This is a genomic window from Streptomyces sp. NPDC048643 (genome assembly GCF_040650615.1).
Lineage (GTDB): Bacteria > Actinomycetota > Actinomycetes > Streptomycetales > Streptomycetaceae > Streptomyces.
In genome coordinates this window covers 1-22,678 of record NZ_JBEZHO010000024.1, presented here as the reverse complement: position 1 = coordinate 22,678, position 22,678 = coordinate 1, and the positions used below count along the sequence as shown (strand labels likewise).

Sequence of the window (22,678 nt, the reverse complement as noted above, 5' to 3'; positions counted from 1 at the left end):
CCCTCTGGAGCCAACTATTCCTGGTTTTCGGCCATAGTGGTCCGACCACTTCGGTCGTTAGACTGCGGCGCACCCGGCAACAGGAGGAAGTGGCGTGGACGAGAGCCAGCCCGTCGGGGCGGAGCCCGACAAGGACCCCGCTCCGCCGAAGGGCACCGTGACCCAGCGCGCCATCGAGCAGATCAAGGCGCTGATCCGGGAGGGCCGGCTGGAGCCGGGGCAGCGGCTGCCGACCGAGCGGGACCTGGCGTCCCAGCTGGGCATCTCCCGCAGTTCGATGCGTGAGGCGATCCGGGCGCTCACGGTTCTCGGCGTGCTGGAGGCCCGGCACGGATCGGGCATCTACGTCACGCAGTTGGAGGCGGGCGACCTGCTGGAGACGTTCGGGGTGGTGGCCGATCTCTCCCGCGGCCACCAGCTCGTCGAACTGCTGGAACTGCGCCGCATCCTGGAGTCGACGGCCACCGCCATGGCTGCCGCGCGGATCACCCCGGACCAACTCGCGGAGGTGGACAAGCAGTTGACGGCGATGAACGCGACGGACGATCCGGAGCAGATCCTCGCCCACGATCTCGCCTTCCACCGCGAGATCGTCGCCGCCGCCGGCAACGAGACGATGACAGCCATCCTGGACGGGCTCTCCTCCCGCACGTTCCGCGCCCGTGTCTGGCGCGGCTACCAGGAGGAGGGCGCCTTCGACCGCACCCGACGCGAGCACGCGGCGATCCTCCGCGCGCTGGCGGCACGCGACCCCGACGCGGCACGGGCAGCGGCGGCCGCACACGTCGGCGAGGTGGAGCAGTGGCTCCGGTCGCAGCTCGCGCCGTAGCCCGCGTCCGCGAAGTCCCGCCTCGTCCGCGGCCGGTTCGACCGCCGTACCGCAGGCCGTCCCACGAGGCACTCACCCTGGCGCCGACGCGCGGGGGTCGATGCGCGGGAGGAGTTGATCCACCGGGCGCCCTCCCGCACGGCCCCGGCGCCGCACCCGGCGAGCGTCCGGGTGGGTCCACGGCACGGTCCGGGGAGGCGACCCGGCGCCCGCGGACCGGCCCACTGGGGCCGGTCCGCGGGCGCCGGTGCTCAGACCCGCTTCAGCCGGAGCGTGACCAGCTCGAACGGCCGCAGGGACACCCGCAGCCGCGTCCCGTCCCGCTCGGGTTCCGTCGCGTCGGCGAGCGGCCGCTCCAGCAGGTCCGTGACCGTGACGTCGTCGAACGCGAAGCCCACGGTCAGGGTGGCCCGCGACCGCCCGCCACGCGACTCGTGGAACCGCACGATCACGTCACCGCTCTCGTCGTCGGCCAGCTTGACCGCCGTCACCACGACCGCGTCCTGTCCGACACCGACCAGGGGCAGGACCTCCTGGGAGCCCGAGCCCGCCAGCCGCCGCTCCGGCAGGTTGATGCGCCAGCCCTCGCGCACCGCGTCGCCGATCGCCGCGCCCGGCACGAGGGCGTGATGGAAACGGTGGACGCCCTGGTCGGTCTCCGGGTCGGGGAAACGCGGCGCGCGCAGCAGCGAGACCCGGACGGTGGTCGTCGTACCGGAGTCGCTGTCCCGGACGGCGCGGGTGACGTCGTGGCCGTACGTCGCGTCGTTGACCAGGGCGACGCCCCATCCCGGTTCCTCGATGTGCACGAAGCGGTGGTTGCAGGCCTCGAACTTGGCCACCTCCCAGGAGGTGTTGGTGTGGGTGGGCCGGTAGAAGTGCCCGAACTGGGTCTCCGACGCGTACCGTTCGGCGTGCACGTCGAGCGGGAAGGCGAGCTTCAGGAACTTCTCCGTCTCGTGCCAGTCGACCTCGGTGTCGATGTCGAGGCGCTGCTCGCCGGGTGACAGCGAGAGCACCTGAGTGACCTTCGAGGTGCCGAAGGAGCGGACGATCCGCACCGAGACGCCGTCCTCACCCGGTGCGACCTCGTCGGCGTCCACCACATCGGTGACCGTGTTCCGGTAGAACTCGTCGACGTCCCAGGCGTCCCACATGTTCGGGAAGTCGGGGTGGAGCTGCAACAGGTTCGCCGCCTGCCCCGGTGCGACCGTCTCGCGGTCGGCGGACAGGTCGAACGCCGACACGACGAGTCCCTGTGCGTCGATCTCGACCCGCAGCACGCCGTTGTCCAGGACGTAGCCGCCGTCCACACGCGGGGCGAGTGCCGTCTCGCCGAGCACCGCCGGCGTCCGTGCGCCACCGGCGGGCACCCCGTCGCGGGCGTGCGGCGCGGAGTTGAAGACCAGGGGCGCCGAGCCCTCTCCCGCCAGCGCCCGCTGGGCCGCGCCGATGACGCCCTCCAGCTCGGCGGCGACCCGCTCGTAGGTGCGGCGGGCCTCGCGGTGGACCCAGGCGATGGACGAGCCGGGCAGGATGTCGTGGAACTGGTGGAGCAGGACCGTCTTCCAGATGCGGTCCAACTCCTCGTACGGATAGCTGAATCCGGTGCGGACGGCGGCGGTGGCGGCCCAGAGTTCGGCCTCGCGCAGCAGGTGCTCGCTACGGCGGTTGCCCTGCTTGGTCCTCGCCTGGCTGGTGAGGGTGGCGCGGTGCAGTTCGAGGTACAGCTCGCCGACCCAGACGGGGGCGTCGGGGTACTCCGCCTCGGCCTTGCGGAAGAAGTCCTCGGGGGTCTCCCAGGCGACGGTGGCGGAGCCTTCGAGGTCGCGGAGGCGGCCCGCCTTGGCGATCATCTCGCGGGTGGTGCCACCGCCGCCGTCGCCCCAGCCGGTCGGGGCGAGGGAGTGCCGGGCGGCGCCCTTGTCCTTGAAGTTGCTCGCCGCGTGCGCGATCTCCCTGCCGTTCATGGAGCAGTTGTAGGTGTCGACGGGCGGGAAGTGGGTGAAGATCCGGGTGCCGTCGATGCCCTCCCAGCGGAAGGTGTGGTGCGGGAACTTGTTCGTCTGCGACCAGGAGATCTTCTGGGTGAGCAGCCACTTGGAGCCGGCCGCCTTGATGATCTGCGGAAGTCCGGCGGCGAATCCGAAGGTGTCGGGCAGCCACGCCTCGTCGTTCTCGACGCCGAACTCGTCGAGGAAGAACCGCTTGCCGTGCACGAACTGACGGGCCATCGCCTCGGAGCCCGGCATGTTGGTGTCGGACTCGACCCACATGCCACCGGCCGGCACGAACCGTCCGTCGGCGACCGCCTTCTTCACCCGGGCCCACACCTCGGGCCGGTGCTCCTTCACCCAGGCCCACTGCTGGGCCTGCGACATGGCGAAGACGAAGTCGGGCTCGTCCTCGATGAGGGCGGTCATGTTGGAGGTCGTGCGGGCCACCTTGCGGACCGTCTCGCGCAGCGGCCACAGCCAGGCCGAGTCGATGTGCGCGTGCCCGACGGCGCTGATCCGGTGGGCCGACGGCACGGCGGGCGCGGCCAGCACGTCCCGGAGCCGCGAACGGGCCTGTTCCGCTGTCCCGTTGACGTCCTGGAGGTCCACGGCGTCCAGGGCGCGTTCCACCGCGCGCAGGATGTCCCAGCGGCGCGGGGACTCCACCGGCAGCTCGGCCATCAGCTCGCCGAGGACCTCCAGGTCGATGACGAGGTTCCACACCTCCTCGTCGAGGACCGCGAGGTCCATGCGGGCGAGCGTGTACTGCGGCTCGCTGCCGGCCGTCTCCTTGTCACCGAGCTGTGTGGGCCGGAAGGGGTGGTAGTCGAGGATGACCGGGTTGGAGGCCGCCTCGATACGCAGGTCGACGTGTTCGCCGCCCTCGGCCGGGGCGGCGACCCGCACCCACTGGTTGCGCGGGTTGAGCCCCTTCACGGGACTGCCGTCGGGCCGGTAGACGAGTCCCTCGCACTGGAAGCCGGGCATGTTCTCGTCGAACCCGAGGTCGAGCAGGGCCTCGACGGTCCGGCCCGCCCAGGCCTCGGGCACGGTTCCGGTGACCCGGAACCAGCTGGTGCCCCACGGAGCACCCCAGCGCGCGCCCACCTCGATCGGTTCCGTCGGGGCGGCGAGCCCTTCGGCGACCGGCACGGGTTCACCGGGCGCGTTCCACACCGCCACCTCCAGCGGAACGGACTCGGGGTACACGGCCGGACGGATGCGTTCGTCCAGGACGCGCTTGAGGCGGGACTCGACCAGGGTGCGGTCGTCATGCATGTGAGTGCTCCGTGGGGTGTGGGATGCGGGTTGTTACCAGGTGTGCGTGGTCGTGGCGGGCGTGGAGACGCTGAACAGTTCCCCCACTGAGCGCAGTTCGAATCGTGCCGCCGGTTCTCCCTGTTCGGGGGCGAGCCCCGCGACGTGGAAGGCACGCTGGCAGGTGCCACCCAGGAAGCGGCGGGTGCCGTCGGGGAGGATCCGGTACAGCTCGTAGTGGCGCACCGGCCCGGGTGCGGGCTGCCAGGCGAGGCGCAGGTCACCGCCCTCGGCGTCGGTGACGCGCAGGCCGGTGGGCGCGTCCGGGGCCTCGGCGGCGTTGCGGACGGCGAGTCCGCCGAGCCGCCAGCGCACCGGCCCGCCGGCTCCGGTCAGCCGGACGCCGAGGGCGCGGACGGTCCCCGTCAGCCCGGCCAGGGACACGGTCGAGGTCTGCCAGCCGCTGCCGGAGGCGAGCGGGAGATGGGTGTACGGGGGTGCCGCGCCGGCCGCCGCCGGGTCGTCCGTGGCGACCGCCAGCTCCAGGGAGAGCTCGCCCGCGTCCGTGCGGTGCGTCAGCTCGACGACGGTGTCCTCGCCGAGCGGGAGCCGGGTCGCGTAGAGGTCCAGGGTGGCCGGGGCGTCCAGGTCGCCGGAGACGAGGACGCTGCTGCCGCCGCGCCAGGCGTCCGCGAAGTCGAAGGTCACGGTGGGCCGTCGGCCGGTGGTGCGCACCACCCAGCGGCGGGAGGGCAGCCGGTCCTGGAGGCCGAGATGGTTCCAGGCGGTGTCTCCGGTCGCCTCGCCGTCCTCGTACCACCTCAGGCCGTGGCCGGTGTTGAAGACGGTCGCGAACGGGAGGGAGGTGACGGTCGAGCGGTCGGCGACGAAGAGGGCCGGGGCACGCCAGCGGGCGGTGGTGTCGGGTCGGGCGGGGTCGAGGGAGGCGCCGGTCCAGAAGGCGTCGTCGGCCGCGTGGAAGTCGCCGGGGGTACGGCCCGCGGGCAGGTGGTTGCGCGTCCACTCGGGGCGGTAGTAGCCGACGGAGGTGACGTGCGCCGCGGTGGCCGGAACGATGGCGTCCCAGGTCACGGAGGCGTTCGTGCCGTTCGCCTCGACGTCGACCCCTGCCCACAACGCGTAGCGGTCGCGGCCGAGTTGCCCGGCCGTCGTCCCGGACGAGGCCAGAGCGCCGGCGGTCCAGCGGAAGTCGAGGAACATGGAGTCGGCCGCCTGGAAGAACGTCTTGTTCCGGTCGTTCAGCGCGCCCTGCCAGCTGACCGAGCCGTTGACGGTCATCGCGTCGTACCAGGTGACGCGCTGCCCCTTGGCCGCGCCGAGCGACTTCAGCTCCCCGAGGAAGCCGAGCATGTCGGCGGCTAGGGCCGGATCGCCGCCGCCCGTCTCGGCGTTGACGAACCAGCCGTCGAAGCCGTACGCCTCGGCGACGGCGACGAGTTGTGCCGCGAGCGGGTGACGCCCCTCGGCGTCCTTCCGCACGAGGTCGCGGGTCCAGCGCAGTTGACCGCCGTACGCGGCGGGCGGCAGGAACACGTTGCCGAGGACCGGGACGCCGTGCCGGTGCGCGGCGTCCACGATCGGCGCGTTCGGGGCGAGGATCAGCCCCTCGCCCGACGAGCCGCCCCAGAAGACGAGTTCGTCGAGGTAGGACCAGTGGGTCAGCGCGTAGTAGTCGGCGGTGGCGGCGCCCTGCGAGGGGTTCTGGGCCGTCGGACCGAAGGAGACGAGCGACTGGACGCGGGCCTGCCCGGAGCGTGCCGTGGTGTTGGCGGGGACGGGGGTGAAGCGGGTGGCGAGCGGTACGGCGGAGGCGTTGAACGCGAGGTCGGCGTCGGTGTCCGCGCGCCACGACTTCAGGCTGCGCCAGGTGATGCCGGTGCCGGGGGTGCCCGTGGGCAGCGAGTCGGGGTACCAGTAGGAGGCGTACGGCTGGAGGTCCCGGGCGGCGGCGGCCGCCGTACCGGACAGACCGGGCACGAGTCCGGCGGCGACTCCCGCTCCGGCGAGCAGGACGGTTCGTCTGCTGAGGTTCACGATGTGCTCCGTAGCGTGTGGGGAACGGATTACGGTGCTCGGCTCAGTCGGTCGCCCGAGCCGGTGTGACGACCTCGGTGATCCCGCGCGCGACCAGGTGTTCGCGGTCGGTGGCGCGGCTCGCGAGGACGGTGGTGGGACGGACCCCGTCGGCGGTCAGCCGGGCGAAGGCCTCGAAGACGGGGCCGCCCGGCGCGCACACGGAACGGCCCGGCGCGGTGTCGACGACCAGCGCCGTGGTGCGGACGGCGGGCGCGGCCGGACGCGCCCGCCCGACGATGTCGGCGATGGTGTCCCCGGCGGGCTTCGTCCGCCGGTCGCTGGTCAACAGGCCCAGGCTGTATTCGAGTTCGGGGAAGTCGGCGAGGTCGCGGCTGACGTCGTGCGAGCACCACCAGGTCACGCCCCACAGGTCGGGGCAGTCGAGGGCGTTCGTGACGGTGGCCTCGGTGAAGGCGGCGGCGTGCTCGGCGGGGATCAGCGGGGCGGGCGCGCCGACCTCCTGGAGCCAGACCGGGCGGTGCGGGTCGTCCGACCATGCCTTGGACAGCTCGATCAGATACGCGGCGTGGTGCTCGGTGGCCACGCCGGTCCGGCCGTGGCGTTGCGCCGTGCCGTTGAACACCCATGAGTGGACGGCGGTCATGGCGCCGAGCCGGGCCGAGTGGCCGGGAGTGAAGGGCTGGTCGTCCTGGTACCAGGCGGCGTCGTACGAGGCGTGCAGGTGCGGCTTGCCGGGGGCGCCCTCCTCGCAGGCGTCGAGCAGCCGCGACAGCCACGCCCCCGCCTGGTCCTCGGTGATGCGGTCGGGGTCGGGGTGGGGTCCGGCCGCGAACTGGTTGACCTCGTTGCCGATGGTCATCCCGATGAAATTGGGCCGGTCGGCGAGGGCCGCGGCCAGGGTCCGCAGGTAGGCCGCCTCCCCCGCGACGACGTCCGGGTCCGTGAAGATGTTCCGCCGGTGCCAGGTGCGGGTCCACGCGGGCAGGAAGTCGAAGCTCGACAGATGCCCTTGCAGGCCGTCCACGTTGACGTCGAGTCCGCGCTCGGCGGCCGCGTCGGCGAGCGTGACGAGCTGTTCCACGGCACGCGGGCGGATCAGGGTGCGGTTGGGCTGGAAGTAGGGCCACAGCGGGAAGACCCGGATGTGGTCGAGGCCGAGCGCGGCGATGGAGTCGAGATCGGCGCGGACCGAGTCCAGGTCGAAGTCGAGCCAGTGGTGGAACCACCCCTGGCTGGGGGTGTAGTTGACGCCGAAGCGCACGGCAGGAGGCATGCGGGGATCCTTGCGAATCGGAACGGCGGAAGGACGGGACGGGTGTCAGCCCTTGACTGCTCCCTCGCCGACACCGCGGAAGAAGTACCGCTGGAGGCAGGCGAAGAGGGCGATGAGCGGTGCCACGGCGATGACCGTGCCGGCGGCGACGAGGCGTTCGTCGTTGGCGAAGGTGCCGTGCAGGTAGTTGAGTCCGATGGTGAGGGTGAACTTCGAGGGGTCGCTGAGCACGATGAGCGGCCACAGGAAGTCGTCCCAGGCCCCCATGAAGGCGAAGATCGCGACGACGGCGAGCGTGCCCTTCACCGAGGGCAGCGCGATGCGCAGGAACCGCTGCCACACGTTGGCGCCGTCGACGAAGGCCGCCTCCTCGATCTCGTGGGGGAGGTTGAGGAAGGCGTTGCGCATCAGCAGGACGTTCATCGCCCCGACACAGCCGGGCAGGACGACCCCGATGAGCGTGTTGTTCAGGCCGAGTTCCCGCATGGTCGTGAACTGGGCGATGATGATGCCCTCGACGGGCACCAGCATGGCCAGGACGAAGACCAGGGTGGCCACCCGTCGGCCGCGGTAGCGCAGCCGGGCCAGGGCGTACCCCGCGAGGGCCGAGCCGACGCAGTTGGTGACGACGTTGGCCCCGGCCACCTTGAGGGAGTTGAGGGCGTAGTCCCACACCGGGATGGTGTCGGCGACGCGCTGGTAGTTGTGCAGGGTCGGGTCGCCGGGCAGGAACCGCGGCGGCGAGCTGAAGATGTCCTCGGTGGGTCCCTTGAGCGAGGTGGACAGCTGCCACAGGAAGGGGCCGACGGTCAGGGCGAGGACGGCCAGCAACAGCAGGTAGCGCAGGGCGAGTTCCCAGACGGGGACACGCCGTCCGTGCTCGTCGGTGAAGCGACGGCGGCGTGGCCGCTCGGCCTCCGCGGGCTGTCCGGCGGTGGGCGCCTTCTCCAGTACGCTCACGCGTCCTCCTTCCGGTCGGCGCGCAGCACGAGCAGCATCAGCGCGACGGTGACGACGAAGACGACCACCGAGATGGCGGACGCGTAGCCGACGCGGCCGGTCAGTCCGGTGCCGGTGCGCTGGACGAGCATGACGAGCGTGGTGTCCTCGCCGGCCGGGCCGCCGTCGGGGCCGGCCATCAGGTACACCTCGGAGAACACCTTGAAGGCGGCGACCGAGGAGAGCGCGCCGACCAGGACCATGGTGGAGCGGACGGCGGGCACGGTGACCGTGAGGAAGCGGCGCACCGCCCCCGCTCCGTCCACCGCGGCGGCCTCGTGCAGTTCGCGGGGCACGTTCGCGAGCGCGGCCAGGTAAATGATCATGTAGTAGCCGAGGCCCTTCCAGACCGTGACGGCCATGGCGCTGAGCAGGAGCAGCCACTGGTCGCTCAGGAAGCCGACCTTGCCGACCCCGACCGCCTCCAGCAGCGAGTTCACCAGCCCGCGCTCGTCGAGGAGCCACACCCAGATGAGTCCGACCACGACGATCGACGCGACGACCGGGGTGTAGAAGGCGGACCGGAAGAAGGCGATGCCGGGGATGTTCTTCTGGACGAGGAGGGCGAGCAGCAGCGGCAGCAGGACGAGCGCGGGGACCACCCCGAGGACGTACAGCGTGCTGTTGCGCAGCCCGGTCCAGAACATCTCGTCGTGCAGCAGCTCCCGGAAGTTGGCCAGGCCCACGAACTCGCCGGGGATCAGGGTGCGGCGGTCGGTGAAGGAGTTGATCACCGTCGAGACGAACGGGTAGAGGATGAAGACGCCCACGACCAGGAGGCCCGGAGCGGCGAACAGCCATGGGCTGGTGCCCAGTTGGCGTCGCACCCGGGCGCCGGGCCGGGGCTCCGGGGAGGCCGCCCTGGAGCCGGCCCGCGGCTCCCGGGACAGGGTGTGGTGCTCCCGCGCGGTGCTGGAGGAACTCGCCATGACCGCTCAGCCCTGCTGCCGCAGCAAGGTGTCACAGGCCTTGACAGCGTTGTCGAGTGCCGTCCTGGGACTCTGCTTGCCCTGCAGCGCCTTGGCGATCTCGTTGCGCAGCGCGGTCTTCATCTGTTCGCTGAACAGGACCGGGGTGTAGTTGACCGCGTTCTTCAGGGACTTGGCGGCGGCGACCCGTACGCGCGTCTCGTCGGTGCCGTCCTCGTTGGTGAAGTACGGGTCGTCCAGGGAGCCCGCGGTGCTCGGGAAGATCGCGACCTTCTTGGCGAAGGCCATCTGGTTTTGGGCGTCGGTGACGAAGTGCGCGAAGGCGACCGCGGCCGGGGTGTGCTTGGTGCGCGCGTTGACCATCACCCCCATCACGTACATGTTCACCTTGCCGGTGCTGGTGATCTGGTCCGTGATGCCGATGTTCTTGTACAGGTTCGGCGCCTGCTTCTTGAAGTTGCCGAGGTCCAGGGCGCTGCCGGGGTTCATCGCGACGGCGCCGGTCAGGAACTTCTTGCCGGACGACTCGGGGGTGGCGGTGAGCGCCTGCGGGTCGAGCGCCTTGGCGTCGTACAACTCCTTGTACTTGGTGAGGAGTTGTACGCCCTTGGTGTCGTTGAAGGAGAACGCGGTGCCCTCCTTGTTCATCAGCTCGACGCCGTAGCGGCCGAAGTCCTCGATGGTGGGCACGTTGGCGAGTGTGGCGACCTTGCCGTCGCTCTTGTCCGCCAGTCGCAGGGCGTCCGTGAAGAGTTCGTCGTACGTCGTCGGCGGCTGGGCCGCGTCGAGGCCCGCCTTCTCGAAGAGCGACTTGTTGTAGAACAGCGGCCCGGTGTTGAGGTACCAGGGGAAGGCGTACGTGCCCGTCATGCCCGGGACCTGGTGGCCGGCCCAGGCACCCGCGAGGTACTCCTTCTTGTACCGGGCGGCCGACTTGTCGAGGTCGAGGGCGAGTCCGGCCTTGGCGAGCGGGGCGACGAGGTCGGGAGAGACGTTCACGACGTCGGGCAGGGTGCCGCCCGCCGCGTCGGCGCTGATCTTGTCGGCGTAGCCCTCGGCGGGCTGGTCGATCCACTTCACGTGGGTGCCGGGGTACTTCTTCTCGAAGTCGGCGACGACACCCTCGAAGTAGGGCTTGAAGTTGGCCCTCAGGTTCCAGGTCTGGAAGGTGATATCGCCCTCGATCCTGCCGGAGGCGTCGGTCGAGCCGCCGCTGTCGCCGGAACCGCAGGCGCTCAGCGGCAGGACGAGGGCGACGGCGGCGGCGACGAGTGCTCTGCGGGGTATGGGCACGGTGACACGGCTCCCTTGCGGCGTCTGCGGGTGGTGGCGCCAGCGACCATGCCCGGCGGCCGTCGGGGAAGTCAATGCATTGGCATCCACTAAATGAATTTGGATGACATTAGTGCAGGTCAGAGCGATTCCAATGACCTCTTGCGCGAGATCGCTAATGCGCTTTAGGCTGACTGCACTCAAGCGCTTTAGTCCATGACCTGAAGAAATGGGGAGTCCCGTGCCAGCCAAACGGTCTCCGGCACGTCGGCCGACGATGAAGGACATCGCGCGGCGCGCCGGGGTCTCCGAGAGCGCGGTGTCCTTCGCGCTGAACGACCGGCCCGGCGTCTCCGAGGTCACTCGCGACCGGGTGCGCCGGGTCGCCGAGCAGCTCGGCTGGCGGCCGAGCACCGCGGCACGCCAGCTCTCCGGCGAGGGCGCGGCCACCGTCGGCCTGGTGGTGGCGCGTCCCGCCGACGCCCTGGGCGTGGACTCGTTCTTCCTCCAGCTGATCTCCGGCATCCAGGAAGTGCTGGCGGAGCGTCATCTCGGCCTGCTCTTCCAGGTGGTCGAGGACGTGGACGCCGAGTGCGCGGTCTACCGGCGCTGGTGGGCCGAGCACCGGGTGGACGGTGTGCTCGTGGTGGACCCGCGCGTCGACGATCCGCGTCCGGGTCTCCTCGACGAACTCGGTCTGCCCGCCGTGGTCATCGGCGGGGCTCCGGACGCCCCGCATCCGGGGATGTCCACCGTGTGGGCGGACGACGCGGGCGCGATGGCGGCGGTCGTCGACGCCCTGTACGCCCTGGGCCATCGCAGGATCGTGCACATCGCGGGCCTGCCGGGGCTCGCCCACACGGAGCGGCGCATCCGCACGCTGCGGGCCGAGGCGGAGCGGCGCGGCCTGCCCGAGGTCCGCTCGGTGACCACCGACTACTCGGACGCGCAGGGCGCGGCGGTCACCCGGCGTCTGCTGGAGGGTGCCGAGCCGCCGAGCGCGCTGATCTACGACAACGACGTGATGGCCCTGGCCGGTGTCGCCGCCGCGAGCGAGCTGGGCTTCTCCGTGCCGGGCGCGGTGTCGGTGGTCGCCTGGGAGGACTCGCCGCTCTGCCGCATGGTCAAGCCGTGGCTGTCCGCGCTGTCCCGGGACACGGTCGAGTTCGGCCGCACCGCGGCCCAGGAGCTGACAGCGCTCCTGGACGGCGGTCCGGCGCGGACAGTGCGGGTCCCGGTTCCGCGGCTGATCGAGCGCGAGAGCACGGGACCCTGCACGGCCAAGGGGTGACGGGATCGCCGGGACACACGGGGCGACGGGCGGGAGCGCGCGGACGCCCTGAGCGCCGTCCACCCCCTCCGACCCGCGTCCGCCCCGCCCTTCAGGCCTCCCGGACCTCCGACCGGTGGAGCGCGAACTCGGCGATCCGTGGGGCCCGGCGGCTTCCCGTCACGCGAAGACGCCATCGTCGGGCGCGCACCGGCTCGTCGAGCAGCAGGATCCGGCAGGCACCGACCGTGCCGGCCTCGGCCACCTCGGTCCAGACGCCGTCGAGGTGCGCCTCGACGACGAAGCTCTCGACCTGTTGTCCGTGCCGAATGTCCTCGGCGAGCCGCACCCGGTCGACCTCGCGCTCGCGGCCGAGGTCGACGGTGACTCCCCCGTCACGCGACGCGGTCGTGCGGCCGTGCGCGAGGTCCGCCGGGAGCTCCTGGTCGATCCGTTCGCGGAACTCGCGCAGCCGGGCCACGTCGGCCGCGGGCAGCAACCCGTCGGTGTCCGGCGGGACGTTGAGGAGCAGGACCGCGTTGCGTCCCACCGACCGGAAGTAGATGTCCGTCAACTGCTCTACGGTCTTGGGCTGTTGGTCGGGGTGGTAGAACCAGCCGTCCCGGATCGACACGTCGCACTCGGCGGGCCACCACTGGAGGTGATCGGCCACCTTCCGGGCGGCGAGGAGCGCGTCGCGGCTCCCCTCGTCGGCCGCGTCGTAGGCGAGGGCGTAGTCGGCCCGTCCGTTGCCCTTCTCCCGGACCGGTACGACACTCCACTCGTTCTCGCGGGCCAGACCGCCCTCGTTGCCGACCCACCGCACATCGGGTCCGGACACGGCGACGGAGGCGTCCGGGGCGAGCGCGCGGACCAGGGTGTACCAGCTGTCCCAGTCGTACGTCTCCACCTTGTCCGGCGGGATCCGCCCCTGCGCTCCGTCGAACCACACCTCGTCGATCGGCCCGTACTCGGTGAGCACCTCGTAGAGCTGGTTGAGCATGTGGGCGCCGTAGTCGGTCGCGTCCAGGGTGAACTCCGGCCGCACCGGCCGGTCGTCCCCCTCGACGCGTTCGGGGATCACCCGCTCGGTGCGGGCGCTGCCGTTGGCGTACACGCCGTGCAGGTACTGGTTCTCGTCGGCGGGCGAGATGTAGACACCGACCTTGATGCCGTACCGGTGCATGGAGTCGGCGAAGGAACGCAGGACGTCGCCGCGGCCCTCCCGCCAGCTGCTCGACGCGACCGAGTGCCCGGTGTAGCGGGAGGGGTAGAGGACGAAGCCGTCGTGGTGCTTGACGGTGAGGATGGCGAGCCGGAATCCGCCGTCGCGCAGGGCGCGCGCCCACTGGTCGGTGTCGAGACCGGTGGGCTGGAAGACCTGCGGGTCCTCGTCACCGGTCCCCCACTCCAGACCGGTGAACGTGTTGACCCCGAAGTGCAGGAAGGCGGTGCGCTCCAGACGCTGCCAGGCGATCTGCCGTTCGGTCGGCCGGACCTGGGAGGCCTTGCGGACCAGTTCCTCCTGGGTGTCGTCCGGGCCGACGGGGATGCGGTACGGCGGCCGGGCCGGCGCGGCGAGTGCCACGGAGGTGCCGGCGGACGCGGCGAGGGTGGTGGACGCCAGGACGAAGAGGCGTCGGGAGACGGCCATCGGCATAGGCTCCTCGGGTCGGTGAGGTGGTCGACCTGCCTACGGAGGGCCGCTGTCGGTCACGGCGATCAGGTCGGACGCGGCCCTCATTCATCGGAGGTCTGATGATCGAGCGACCCCAGGTGACTGTCAATGAGGCTTACCTCGGCCGAAGTTGCGCAAGTGATCGGATGACCCGTCGGGGTGCGGGAACGTCGACCGCCGCCCGCGCGAAAGTCCAACAGAACCCCACCGAATGTCCAAGGCGGACGGCTCTCGACGCGGCGGCCCCCCGCCGGGCAGAGTGCACCCCGTACACGTACTACTCACCAGTACGCCATGGAGCGAGGAGCACCCGTGACCACCTGGGTCGGCCGCACCGCCACCGAGATCGCCGCCGCCGTCCGCGAACAGCGGGTCACACCGCGCGAGGTGGTGGCCGAACACCTCGCGCGGATCGAGCGGTTCGACGGCCGGGTCGGCGCCTTCCGGACGGTACGCGCCGAGGCGGCGCTCGCGGAGGCGGACGAGCTGCTCTCCCGGGATCTCGGGCAACTCCCCCTCGCGGGCGTACCGGTGGCGGTGAAGGACAACCTCGCGGTGCGCGGTGAGGCGAACCGCAACGGCTCGGCCGCGACCCCGGACACCCCGGCGGACGAGGACCACGTCACGGTGGCCCGGCTGCGCGCGGCCGGTGCCGTGGTGGTGGGACTGACGAACGTGCCCGAGCTGTGCGTGTTCGGCACCACGGAGGGGGTGCACGGCACCGCCCGGAACCCCTGGGACCTGTCCCGGACGGCGGGCGGTTCCTCCGGCGGGAGCGCCGCGGCGGTGGCCGCCGGGATGGTGCCCGTCGCGCTCGGCAACGACGGGATGGGTTCGCTGCGGATCCCCGCCGCGAACTGCGGCCTGGTCGCCCTGAAGCCGGGCCACGGCGTGGTCCCGGCCGGGATCGGCCACGGCGACTGGTTCGGCATGTCGGAGAACGGGCCCCTGGCCACGACGGTCGAGGACGCCCGGCTGATGTTCTCCGTCCTGGCGGACACGGAGCAGCCGCCGCCCGCGGAGCCCGTCACCCGCACCGTCGCGCTCTCGGTGCGCAGCCCGCTGGCCGGCGTCAGGGTCACGCGACCGTATACGACCGCGGCTCGTCAGGCGGCCGCGCTGCTGTCCGAGGCGGGGCACCGGGTACGGCCTGCGAACCCGCCGTACCCGGTCTGGCTGAGCACGACCTCGCTCGCGCACTGGACGGCCGGCACGGCGGTGGACGCCGAGGACCTCGACCCGCGCAGGCTGGCCCGGCGCACCCGGGTGCACGCGGCCGTCGGGCGTCGTTTCGTGACCGGGGTCCGCACGGGCGTCCGGCGCGAGCAGCTGCGCGCGCGGCTGGCGCCGTTCTTCGCGGAGCACGACGTACTGCTCACCCCGGCGCTGGCACGCCGGAGCCCCGCCTCCGTGGCGTGGCACGAGCGGGGCTGGCTGCGCAACATCCTGGCCAACACGGCCTATTCGCCGATGACTCCGCCGTGGAACCTCACCGGCTGGCCCGCGATGGCGGTCCCGTTCGGCACCCTGCCGAGCGGCGCCCCCTGCGCCGTACAGCTCGTCGGCCGTCCCGGCTCCGAGGCGGCGTTGCTGGACGTCGCGGCACAACTGGAGGTTCTGAATCCGTGGCGGCGCACCGCGCGGCTCGACTAGATCGAGGGGTGCCGGAGAGGCGCTCAGGCCTGCCGGAGAACACGAAAGCCGCGGCCGGTCGCCGGCCGCGGCTGTTCCGAGGGCATGAGCGTGAACCGTGCACGCCCATGCCGTCGGCGATCGCGATGGACCGATCCCGGCGTCGGTCAGTCGACGCTGGGGAGGATGTGGGGCTCGGCGAGGTCGTCCTCGTAGCCCGCGAGGCGGATCGGGGCGGACCTGGCCCACACGTCCAGGCTGCCGAGCTTGATGTCGGCACCGCCGGCGCGCTCCGTGCGTTCCTTGGGGCGCTGATCGCGATTCGTCTTCTCTGGTGTCACCGCGCACTCCTTATGTGTCGGGTCACCCTCGGGACGTGCGGTCCGGTCTGCTCCGGTCGCCTGACGTCCGCTCGGGTATGAGTCGAAGGCAGTTAGGGACGCGGTGGCGCCGGTAACTCGGGTGAGAGCAGGCCGTGGTGACCGGCTTGTCCCGGGACGGACCGTGGGTGTGGGTGGACCCCAGTAAGGCTGCCCGTCGGCAACAGAGTAACCAAATGAGCAGGTGACTGCTCGATGGGGCCGAAAACTTCGCGTTACCGTCGCGGGTCACCCCGGCCCCATCAGGCCCCGATCTGCGGCGATTTGAAACACGATGCCCCCTTCGCCGCCACCCATTCGGCTCAATACCGACCATAGGGGAGGGCATCAGGACGTCTCAGGGGTCAGCCTGAAGTCACCGGCGACCGACGGGCGTCGCCCCGACCGGACACCACGGGAGACGGTGTGCAGTTCAGATGCCGTTGGCCGGTTCGCAAGGACGCCATGGTCTGCTGACGCCCGGCACAGGCTGTCTCGTGGGAGGACCGACGCATGGAGCTGCGCGGCGTCGACGATCTGATGGATCTGCTGCACGCCTGCCGGGGCGCGTGGGACACCCCCGACCGCAGCGGCGACCCGGTCGATCTGCACGATCACGGCCTGCAGACCGCGGCGCTGCTGCGCCGGGAACGCCCGAGCGACAAGGAGCTTCAGGTCGCGGGGCTGGTGCACGACATCGGGCATCTGCTCAGGCCGGGTGACGACGCCGGGCACGCCGACCACGCCGCCGAGGCGGTGCGGCCGCTGCTCGGTGACCGGGTCGCCCGTCTCGTCCTGCTGCACGTGGCGGCGAAGCGCTACCTGGCGACCACGTCGCCGGGGCGCGGGCTGTCCCCGCAGAGCGCGCTGACGCTGGGCGCCCAGGGCGGCGCGATGAGCCCGCGGGAGGTGGCCGCGTTCGAACGGGACCCGCTGGCCGAGGACGCGGTGACCCTGCGGCAGGCGGACGACGCGGGAAAGGTCGTCGGGCTGGACGCGGGCGTCATGGAGGACTGGCGCACGGTGCTGGAACTGGTGGCGTCCCGCGCGGCTCGCCTCGACGCCGTCGACCGTCGGGGGGTCGAGCGGGGCGGCGAGCGGGCCGGGACGCGCGGCCCCGACCCGTCCTGAACGCGGACGCGGACCACTCGGACCGGGGCCCGGCGTGGGAGCGGTCCGAGCGGACCCGTCGCGGGAGCGCGACGCCGTGCGCCGACGAAGACGTGTGCCGCCCGCTCCGGGTGTCGACGGAGCGGCCCGGCGTGCCGGTGGCGTCCGCCGGACCTGCCGACGGACGCCACCGGGACACCTCAGCGACAGCACGTCATCCGACGCGCGGTCCGTTCACCACTTGCCGGGCGCGTAGTCCTTGAGGAAGACGCCGTACAGGTCCTCGCCCAGCTCGCCGCGCACGATCGGGTCGTAGACGCGGGCCGCGCCGTCGACCAGGTCGAGCGGGGCGTGGAAGCCCTCGTCGGCGAGGCGGAGCTTGTCGTAGTGCGGGCGCTCGTCGGTGATCCAGCCGGTGTCGACCGAGGTCATCAGGATGCCGTCGGCCTGGAACATCTCCTGGGCGCTGGTGCGCGTCACCATGTTCATGGCGGCCTTCGCCGCGTTCGTGTTCGGGTGGCCCGCGCCCTTGTAGCCGCGGCCGAACACGCCCTCCATCGCCGAGACGTTGACGATGTAGGAGCGCCCGGCGGACCCCTTGCGCGCGGCCTCGGCCATCTGCCGGCGCAGGGCGCTGATCAGGATGAACGGCGCCGTGTAGTTGCACAGCTGGGTCTCCAGCAGCTCCACCGGGGAGATCTGCTCGATGGTCTGCACCCAGGTGTTGCTGTCGACGACGTCCGGCAGCAGGCCGCCCGCGTCGATGGCGGTGCCGTCACGGTGCCGGACCACGCTGGCGTTGCCGGCGACCAGGGCGAGGTCGGCGACCTTCTGCGCGTCCAGCCCGGAGACCCCCGCGGGCAGCGCGGTCAGTCCGTCGACGGCGCCGGAGTTGAAGGCACCGATGACATGGCGGGCGGGCAGCTCACCGGCCGGCAGCGGGGCGCTCTCGCCCTCGACGAGCGCGGCGTAGGCGGAGGGCAGCCGCCGTACGGTCTGGGTCGCGTTGTTGATCAGGATGTCGAGCGGGCCCTGCTCGGCGATCCGCTCGGCGAGGGACACGACCTGTGCGGGGTCGCGCAGGTCGATGCCGACGACCTCCAGGCGGTGGATCCAGTCCGCCGAGTCGTCCATGGCCTTGAAGCGGCGGACCGCGTCGCTCGGGAAGCGGGTGGTGATCGTGGTGTGGGCACCGTCACGCAGCAGACGCAGCGCGATGTACATGCCGATCTTGGCGCGGCCACCGGTGAGCAGGGCGCGCTTGCCGGTGAGGTCGGTGCGGGCGTCGCGGCGGGAGCGGTTCAGGGCGGCGCAGTCCTGGCAGAGCTGGTGGTAGAAGTAGTCGACCTCGACGTAGCGGGTCTTGCAGGTGTAGCAGGAGCGCGGGCGCTGGAGTATCCCGGCGATCCTGCCCTCCTCCGTCACCGACGACGGGAGGATGCCCTCGGTCTCGTCGTCGATGCGCTGGGCGGAGCCGGTCGCCGTGGACTCGGTGACCTGCTTGTCGTGGGCGGTCTTGGCGGCGCGGCGCTCTTGGCGGCGGCGCTGCTTCACGGTCCGGTAGACGCCCGCGGTGGCGCGGCGCACGGCGATGGCGTCGGGGTGGTCGACGTCGATCTTGTCGAGTTCGTCGAGCACGCTGAGGCAGACGGCCAGCCGCTCGGGGTCGATACCGGGACCGAACGCGACGTCGGCCACCTCTGTCGTGTCCACGGCGGGGGTCGCCCGGCCGTCGTCTGTCACCGTCATCGCTGCTGCCGTTCCTCGGGTTGTGCGCCGCGTTCGAACCGCGCTCGCTGTCGAAGGCGGAATTTTACGGAGCAATCGTGCGCGCACCAAACCCGTGGTGATCATGGCGTGCAGGCGGCGATCAGTGTGCGCACCTCCTCGGTGAGGGATCGGGCCAGCAGATCGAGGTCAGGGACGGCCTCCGCGTCGGCGACCAGCCCGTAGTGGACGCTCCCCCGGTAGGTCGAGACGGCCACGGCGAGGGCCTGGCCGCGGGCCAGCGGGGCGAAGGGGTAGACCTCGGTGAGCGGGCAGCCGCCGAGCTTCAGGCCGAGGCTGGGCAGCGGGACGCTGGTGACGAGGATGTCGAAGAGCAGCCGGGCGGCCTGGCCGACGACCGGGCCGCCGAGCCGGTGCCCGAGGGGCGGTACGTGGTCGGCGAGCAGCGCGACGGCGCCGGCGCCCCGGTTGGGCCCGGCGTCCTTGTTCCGGTCCATCTCCGTCCGCACGGCGCGCAGCCGGCCCAGCGGGTCGGGATCGTCGACAGGAAGCCGTATCAGGTACCCGGAGAGCCGGTTGCCCTGCGGCTGGGCGGTGCGCGGGCGGCGCCGGGAGACGGGGATGAGGGCACGCGGGGCGACCCCCTCGCTGCCGTCGCCGCGCTCGTCGAGCCAGCGGCGCAGGGCGCCGGCGACGACGGCGATGAGGACGTCGTTCACGGTGCCGCCGACGGTCTTGCGGACGCGGTGGACGTCGTCGAGGTCGATCACGACGCCGGCCGTGCGCCGGGTGCCGGTGGGGGCCGAGGTGAGGGCGGGCGAGGACTGCGCGGCGAGGGTCGCGCGGGCGACGGAGGCACCGATGTCGAGGGCGCGGCCCACGTCGGAGAGGGTTCCGCGAAGGAAGTCGGGCAGTTTGCGGACGTCCGGGAGGAGGCCCCTGGGCGGCTCGGCGGGGCGGGGGCGGAGCTCCGGCAGGTCCATCGGGTCCATGATGGCCGCGGCGAGCATGAGGGCCCTGAGCCCGTCGGCGAGGGCGTGGTGGAACTTGAAGAGCACCGCGAAGGACACCCCGTCCTCGCCGGGCAGCACGTGCGCCTCCCACGGCGGGCGGCCGCGCTCCAGCGGGCTCTCCATCAGCCGGCCCGCCTCGGCGTGGAAGTCGGCGGTCGGCGCGTGCAGCAGGACGTGGTCGAGGGGTTCGAAGTCGGTCGCGGGCTCGCGGGTCGCGCTGCCGAAGGCGAGCGGGGCCAGCGGCTGCCACACGTCGCGGATGCGCATGCGCAACCCGGGCACGGCGGCGGCGCGGGCGGCCAGCAGGTCCGCCGCGTGGGCACCGGCCGTCGGCGAGTGCGCGGCGAAGACGCCGAGGGCGCCCAGGTGCATCGGATGCCGGGCGGACTCGATGTTCCAGAAGGCCAGGTCGAGTGGTGCGAGCAAATCGGAAGTCAAAGGCTTGCTCTCGCGTCGACGACGGGTGAACCTGCAGTCAAACCCGGACCGGTGATTACGGTCAAGTACGATCAAGCTACGCACAGTTAACACCAGATTAAGTCCCGCCCCTCGCGGGAGGGGCGGGACTCGGTCGCATCAGGACATGCCGGGTGTCACTTCAGGACCGGGGGCGGGGCCGCGGCCGACGTTCCCCACTCGGACGGCTCGGAGCCGACCGTGAACCCGAGGGAGCGGATGCTCCTCAGCTTCTCGGTCGTCAGATACGTACGGCCGTACGACGAACCGTCGACGCGGGCCGTCTGGACGTAGCGGTCGGTGTCCGAGGTGCCCGGCGCCGTGACCGTGAGGGCGCCGCGCGGGTAGTAGTGCCGGTCGAGGGTGAGGTCGACCCGGTCGAAGACGGGCGTGGACAGGCCCCACGTGTCGTAGCCGGGCTGCACCGGGAAGATCCCGATCGAGGACAGCACGTTCCAGGCGGACATCGTGCCGAGGTCGTCGTTGCCGGTCATGCCGGTCGGCGCGTCCGTGAAGAGGGTCAGCGCGGCGTGCACGACGTCGGTCGTCTTCCACGGCTGCCCGGTGGACAGATAGGTGTACGGGGCGATGAGGTCGGGCTCGTTCTGCGGGTTGTACTTGTCCGCGTTGTAGTACGCGTACGGCCCGTTCACCCAGACCTCGCGGGCGGTCTTCGCGGGGTCCTTCAGGAGCTGGTCGTAGGCGAAGAACGAGTCGAGACGGTCGTTGGCCGCCTGCTTGCCGCCGATCAGGTCGACCATGCCCGGCAGGTCCTGCGGCACGAGCCACTGGTACTGCCAGGACGTGCCCTCGTGGAAGCCCTCGCTCTGGGCGGGGTCGGCGGGTCCGGTGAAGGCGCCCGCGGCGTCCCGGGCGCGGAAGAAGCCGGTCGAGGGGTCGTGGATGTTCCGGTAGCTCTGCGAACGCGCCAGGTAGCGCGCGGCGTCCTCGTCGTGGCCGAGGTCCCGGGCCATCTCACCGAGCATGGCGTCGGACAGGGCGTACTCCAGGGTGACGGAGGCACCGTGGTCGTAGTCCGAGTCGCCGGGCTTCGCGTGCGGGCGGCCCTTGACGTACGGGGCGAAGCCGTTCGCGATGTACTCCCGGTTGGCCTCGCGGCCCAGCGCCGGGGAGTCGGCGGGCGGCACGCCGTCCGCGTTCTTCTTCAGCGCGCGGTAGGCCCGGCCCTCGTAGCCCTTGAGCAGGCCCTGCTGGTAGGCGTTGGTGAGGAACGGGGTGACCGGGTCGCCGGTCATGATGTTCGTCTCGGCCGTGCCGTAGCCCCACTTGGGCAGCCAGCCGCTCTCCTCGTCGATCCTGATGACGGAGATCGCCATGTCACGCGCCTCGCGCGGCGCGAGCAGCGACAGCAGTTGCGACTGGGTGCGGTAGGTGTCCCACAGCGACCAGTTCTGGTAGTACGTGAAGCCCTTCGCGCGGTGGACCCGCTGGTCCCAGCCGGTGTAGCGGCCGTCCGCGTCGCTGCCGACGTTCGGCGCGAGGAAGGAACGGTAGAGCGACGAGTAGAACGTGCGGCGCAGGGTGTCCGTGCCGCCCTTCACCCGTACGTCGTCGAGCCGGTCCTCCCAGGCCCGTCGCGCGGCGCCGCGGACCGCGTCGAAGGAACGGCCCCCTTCCGCGCGGAGGTTGACGGCCGCGCCGGAGGCGTCCACGTAGGAGAGCGCCGTGGTCGCCTCGACCGTGCGGTCCTTGGTGGTGTCGAAGCGCACGAAGGCGCCGGTGCGCCCGGTGGTGCCGGTCGTCTTCTCGGAGCCCTGCGTGACGGTGTCGCCGTTCCAGGTGCCCGAGGTGGTGAACGGCCGGTCGAAGCGGGTGACCGTGTACACCGTGTACGGCTTCGTGCCCTGGCAGAAGCCGCTGCCGGTGATCGCCGTCCGGACGGTCCGGTTGTCGATGATCTCGACCTTGGTGGAGACCGTCTTGTGCAGCGACTGGCCCGCGTTCAGCAGCACGTTGGCCTTGTCGGTGGCCGGGAACGTGTAGCGCTGCACGCCGGTGCGCTCGGTGGCGGTCAGCTCGGCCTCGATGCCGCTCTTCAGGCCGACCTTGTAGGAACCGGGGCTCGCCGACTCGGTGTCGTGGCTGAACTCGGCCGCGTACTGCGCGTAGTCCGTCCGGGTGACGTCCCCGGTCGTGGGCAGCACGGGCAGGTCGCCGCCGAGCCCGCAGCCGACGCCGGACAGGTGGACGAGCGAGAAGCCGCGGATGTGGTTCTGCGAGTGGTCGTAGCCGGTGTTGTGCCCGGTGTCCGGCGAGAACTGCACCATGCCGAAGGGCACGGCGGCGCCGGGGTAGGTGTTGCCCTCGTTCTCCGTTCCGATGAACGGGTTGACCAGATCGGTGAGTTGGCCGTCGCGCGGCTCGGCGGCCTGTGCGGTGGGCAGGGCGAGCAGCGCGGACGCTGTCACCAGCCCGGCCGTGCACAGGCGCAGGCGCCGGGTCCATCTCATGCGGGAGACCTCCGGTGGGGTGAGCGACATCGTTGTCGTTGTCTTCTTGCATGGTCGGGTCGGGGGGCCGGCTTTCCCGGCAACCGGCGGGGATCCCCCGGGACGCGTCGCGCCCGGACGGGATGACATCGTTGTCAGCACGCGCAACGTGGTCATCCGCGGCCGTTGGCATGACAGCACGCGATTCCGCCGCCTGTCCAGGGACATGACAAGACGTGCACAGAACGGCCGCGGGTACCCGACTCGGTGAGGTGATAGCCGGGCTCGTCGAACGCGAACGCGCGGGCGGCACGGACGTCCGGCAGGTCGACGATGTGCACGCTGCCGGTGGGAACGTCGTCGTCGTC

15 protein-coding genes are annotated in these 22,678 nt (G+C 71.6%); 4 read left to right on the top strand and 11 right to left on the bottom strand.

What is annotated here, in order from left to right:
* The first annotated feature begins 94 nt into the window (after positions 1-94).
* Positions 95-829: a FadR/GntR family transcriptional regulator gene (locus AB0C62_RS23300; RefSeq protein ID WP_362976009.1), complete on the top strand. Its 735-nt coding sequence runs from the start codon at positions 95-97 to the stop codon at positions 827-829.
* A gap of 251 nt (positions 830-1,080) precedes the next feature.
* Here AB0C62_RS23300 and AB0C62_RS23295 read toward each other — a convergent pair whose 3' ends face one another.
* Genes AB0C62_RS23295 through AB0C62_RS23270 form a run of 6 tightly spaced genes read right to left on the bottom strand, consistent with a single transcriptional unit; the run spans position 1,081 to position 10,635 of the window.
* The gene (locus AB0C62_RS23295) at positions 1,081-4,104 is read right to left on the bottom strand and encodes a glycoside hydrolase family 38 C-terminal domain-containing protein (RefSeq protein ID WP_362976008.1); all 3,024 of its coding nucleotides are present in this window, start codon (positions 4,102-4,104) and stop codon (positions 1,081-1,083) included.
* 33 nt (positions 4,105-4,137) lie between these two features.
* Complete coding sequence (locus AB0C62_RS23290) at positions 4,138-6,138, bottom strand: endo-beta-N-acetylglucosaminidase (RefSeq protein ID WP_362976006.1); 2,001 nt, start codon at positions 6,136-6,138, stop codon at positions 4,138-4,140.
* Positions 6,139-6,181: 43 nt separating this feature from the next.
* Positions 6,182-7,414 carry a glycosyl hydrolase gene (locus AB0C62_RS23285; RefSeq protein WP_362976004.1) on the bottom strand — a complete coding sequence of 411 codons (1,233 nt, stop codon included), beginning with the start codon at positions 7,412-7,414 and terminating at the stop codon, positions 6,182-6,184.
* A 45-nt stretch (positions 7,415-7,459) separates the two neighbouring features.
* Positions 7,460-8,374 (bottom strand): carbohydrate ABC transporter permease, encoded by a 915-nt coding sequence (locus AB0C62_RS23280; protein ID WP_362976002.1) that lies wholly within the window; start codon positions 8,372-8,374, stop codon positions 7,460-7,462.
* Positions 8,371-9,342, bottom strand: a complete 972-nt coding sequence (locus AB0C62_RS23275) for a sugar ABC transporter permease (RefSeq protein WP_362976000.1) — start codon at positions 9,340-9,342, stop codon at positions 8,371-8,373. The genes AB0C62_RS23280 and AB0C62_RS23275 overlap by 4 nt, the downstream gene beginning before the upstream one ends.
* A gap of 6 nt (positions 9,343-9,348) precedes the next feature.
* Positions 9,349-10,635, bottom strand: coding sequence for a sugar ABC transporter substrate-binding protein (locus AB0C62_RS23270; RefSeq protein ID WP_362975998.1), 1,287 nt, complete (start codon positions 10,633-10,635; stop codon positions 9,349-9,351).
* A 220-nt stretch (positions 10,636-10,855) separates the two neighbouring features.
* On the opposite strand from AB0C62_RS23270, the gene AB0C62_RS23265 reads away from it, so the two are divergent.
* Positions 10,856-11,905 carry a LacI family DNA-binding transcriptional regulator gene (locus AB0C62_RS23265; protein WP_362975996.1) on the top strand — a complete coding sequence of 350 codons (1,050 nt, stop codon included), beginning with the start codon at positions 10,856-10,858 and terminating at the stop codon, positions 11,903-11,905.
* 91 nt (positions 11,906-11,996) lie between these two features.
* Here AB0C62_RS23265 and AB0C62_RS23260 read toward each other — a convergent pair whose 3' ends face one another.
* Positions 11,997-13,538 carry an alpha-L-fucosidase gene (locus tag AB0C62_RS23260; RefSeq protein WP_362975994.1) on the bottom strand — a complete coding sequence of 514 codons (1,542 nt, stop codon included), beginning with the start codon at positions 13,536-13,538 and terminating at the stop codon, positions 11,997-11,999.
* A 336-nt stretch (positions 13,539-13,874) separates the two neighbouring features.
* Here AB0C62_RS23260 and AB0C62_RS23255 point away from each other — a divergent pair, with 336 nt between their 5' ends.
* Positions 13,875-15,215, top strand: coding sequence for an amidase family protein (locus AB0C62_RS23255; protein WP_362975992.1), 1,341 nt, complete (start codon positions 13,875-13,877; stop codon positions 15,213-15,215).
* 146 nt (positions 15,216-15,361) lie between these two features.
* On the opposite strand, the gene AB0C62_RS23250 is transcribed toward AB0C62_RS23255, so the two are convergent.
* On the bottom strand, positions 15,362-15,535 hold the full coding sequence (locus tag AB0C62_RS23250; RefSeq protein ID WP_266617685.1) for a hypothetical protein: 174 nt from the start codon (positions 15,533-15,535) through the stop codon (positions 15,362-15,364).
* 531 nt (positions 15,536-16,066) lie between these two features.
* On the opposite strand from AB0C62_RS23250, the gene AB0C62_RS23245 reads away from it, so the two are divergent.
* Positions 16,067-16,684, top strand: coding sequence for an HD domain-containing protein (locus AB0C62_RS23245; protein WP_362975990.1), 618 nt, complete (start codon positions 16,067-16,069; stop codon positions 16,682-16,684).
* A 213-nt stretch (positions 16,685-16,897) separates the two neighbouring features.
* On the opposite strand, the gene AB0C62_RS23240 is transcribed toward AB0C62_RS23245, so the two are convergent.
* The 3 genes from AB0C62_RS23240 to AB0C62_RS23230 all read right to left on the bottom strand — a co-directional run bounded on the left by AB0C62_RS23240 (position 16,898) and on the right by AB0C62_RS23230 (position 22,331).
* Positions 16,898-18,412 (bottom strand): SDR family NAD(P)-dependent oxidoreductase, encoded by a 1,515-nt coding sequence (locus tag AB0C62_RS23240; RefSeq protein ID WP_362975988.1) that lies wholly within the window; start codon positions 18,410-18,412, stop codon positions 16,898-16,900.
* 101 nt (positions 18,413-18,513) lie between these two features.
* Positions 18,514-19,842: a wax ester/triacylglycerol synthase family O-acyltransferase gene (locus AB0C62_RS23235; protein ID WP_362975987.1), complete on the bottom strand. Its 1,329-nt coding sequence runs from the start codon at positions 19,840-19,842 to the stop codon at positions 18,514-18,516.
* A gap of 155 nt (positions 19,843-19,997) precedes the next feature.
* A complete protein-coding gene (locus tag AB0C62_RS23230) occupies positions 19,998-22,331 on the bottom strand; it encodes a GH92 family glycosyl hydrolase (RefSeq protein WP_362975985.1) in 2,334 nt (777 codons plus the stop codon).
* Positions 22,332-22,678: the final 347 nt, after the last annotated feature.

Coding starts and splice junctions, on each gene's coding strand:
- AB0C62_RS23240 (WP_362975988.1), bottom strand. CDS start 18,412: ATGACGGTGACAGACGACGGCCGGGCGACCCCCGCCGTGGACACGACA.
- AB0C62_RS23285 (WP_362976004.1), bottom strand. CDS start 7,414: ATGCCTCCTGCCGTGCGCTTCGGCGTCAACTACACCCCCAGCCAGGGG.
- AB0C62_RS23275 (WP_362976000.1), bottom strand. CDS start 9,342: ATGGCGAGTTCCTCCAGCACCGCGCGGGAGCACCACACCCTGTCCCGG.
- AB0C62_RS23245 (WP_362975990.1), top strand. CDS start 16,067: ATGGAGCTGCGCGGCGTCGACGATCTGATGGATCTGCTGCACGCCTGC.
- AB0C62_RS23295 (WP_362976008.1), bottom strand. CDS start 4,104: ATGCATGACGACCGCACCCTGGTCGAGTCCCGCCTCAAGCGCGTCCTG.
- AB0C62_RS23260 (WP_362975994.1), bottom strand. CDS start 13,538: ATGGCCGTCTCCCGACGCCTCTTCGTCCTGGCGTCCACCACCCTCGCC.
- AB0C62_RS23230 (WP_362975985.1), bottom strand. CDS start 22,331: ATGAGATGGACCCGGCGCCTGCGCCTGTGCACGGCCGGGCTGGTGACA.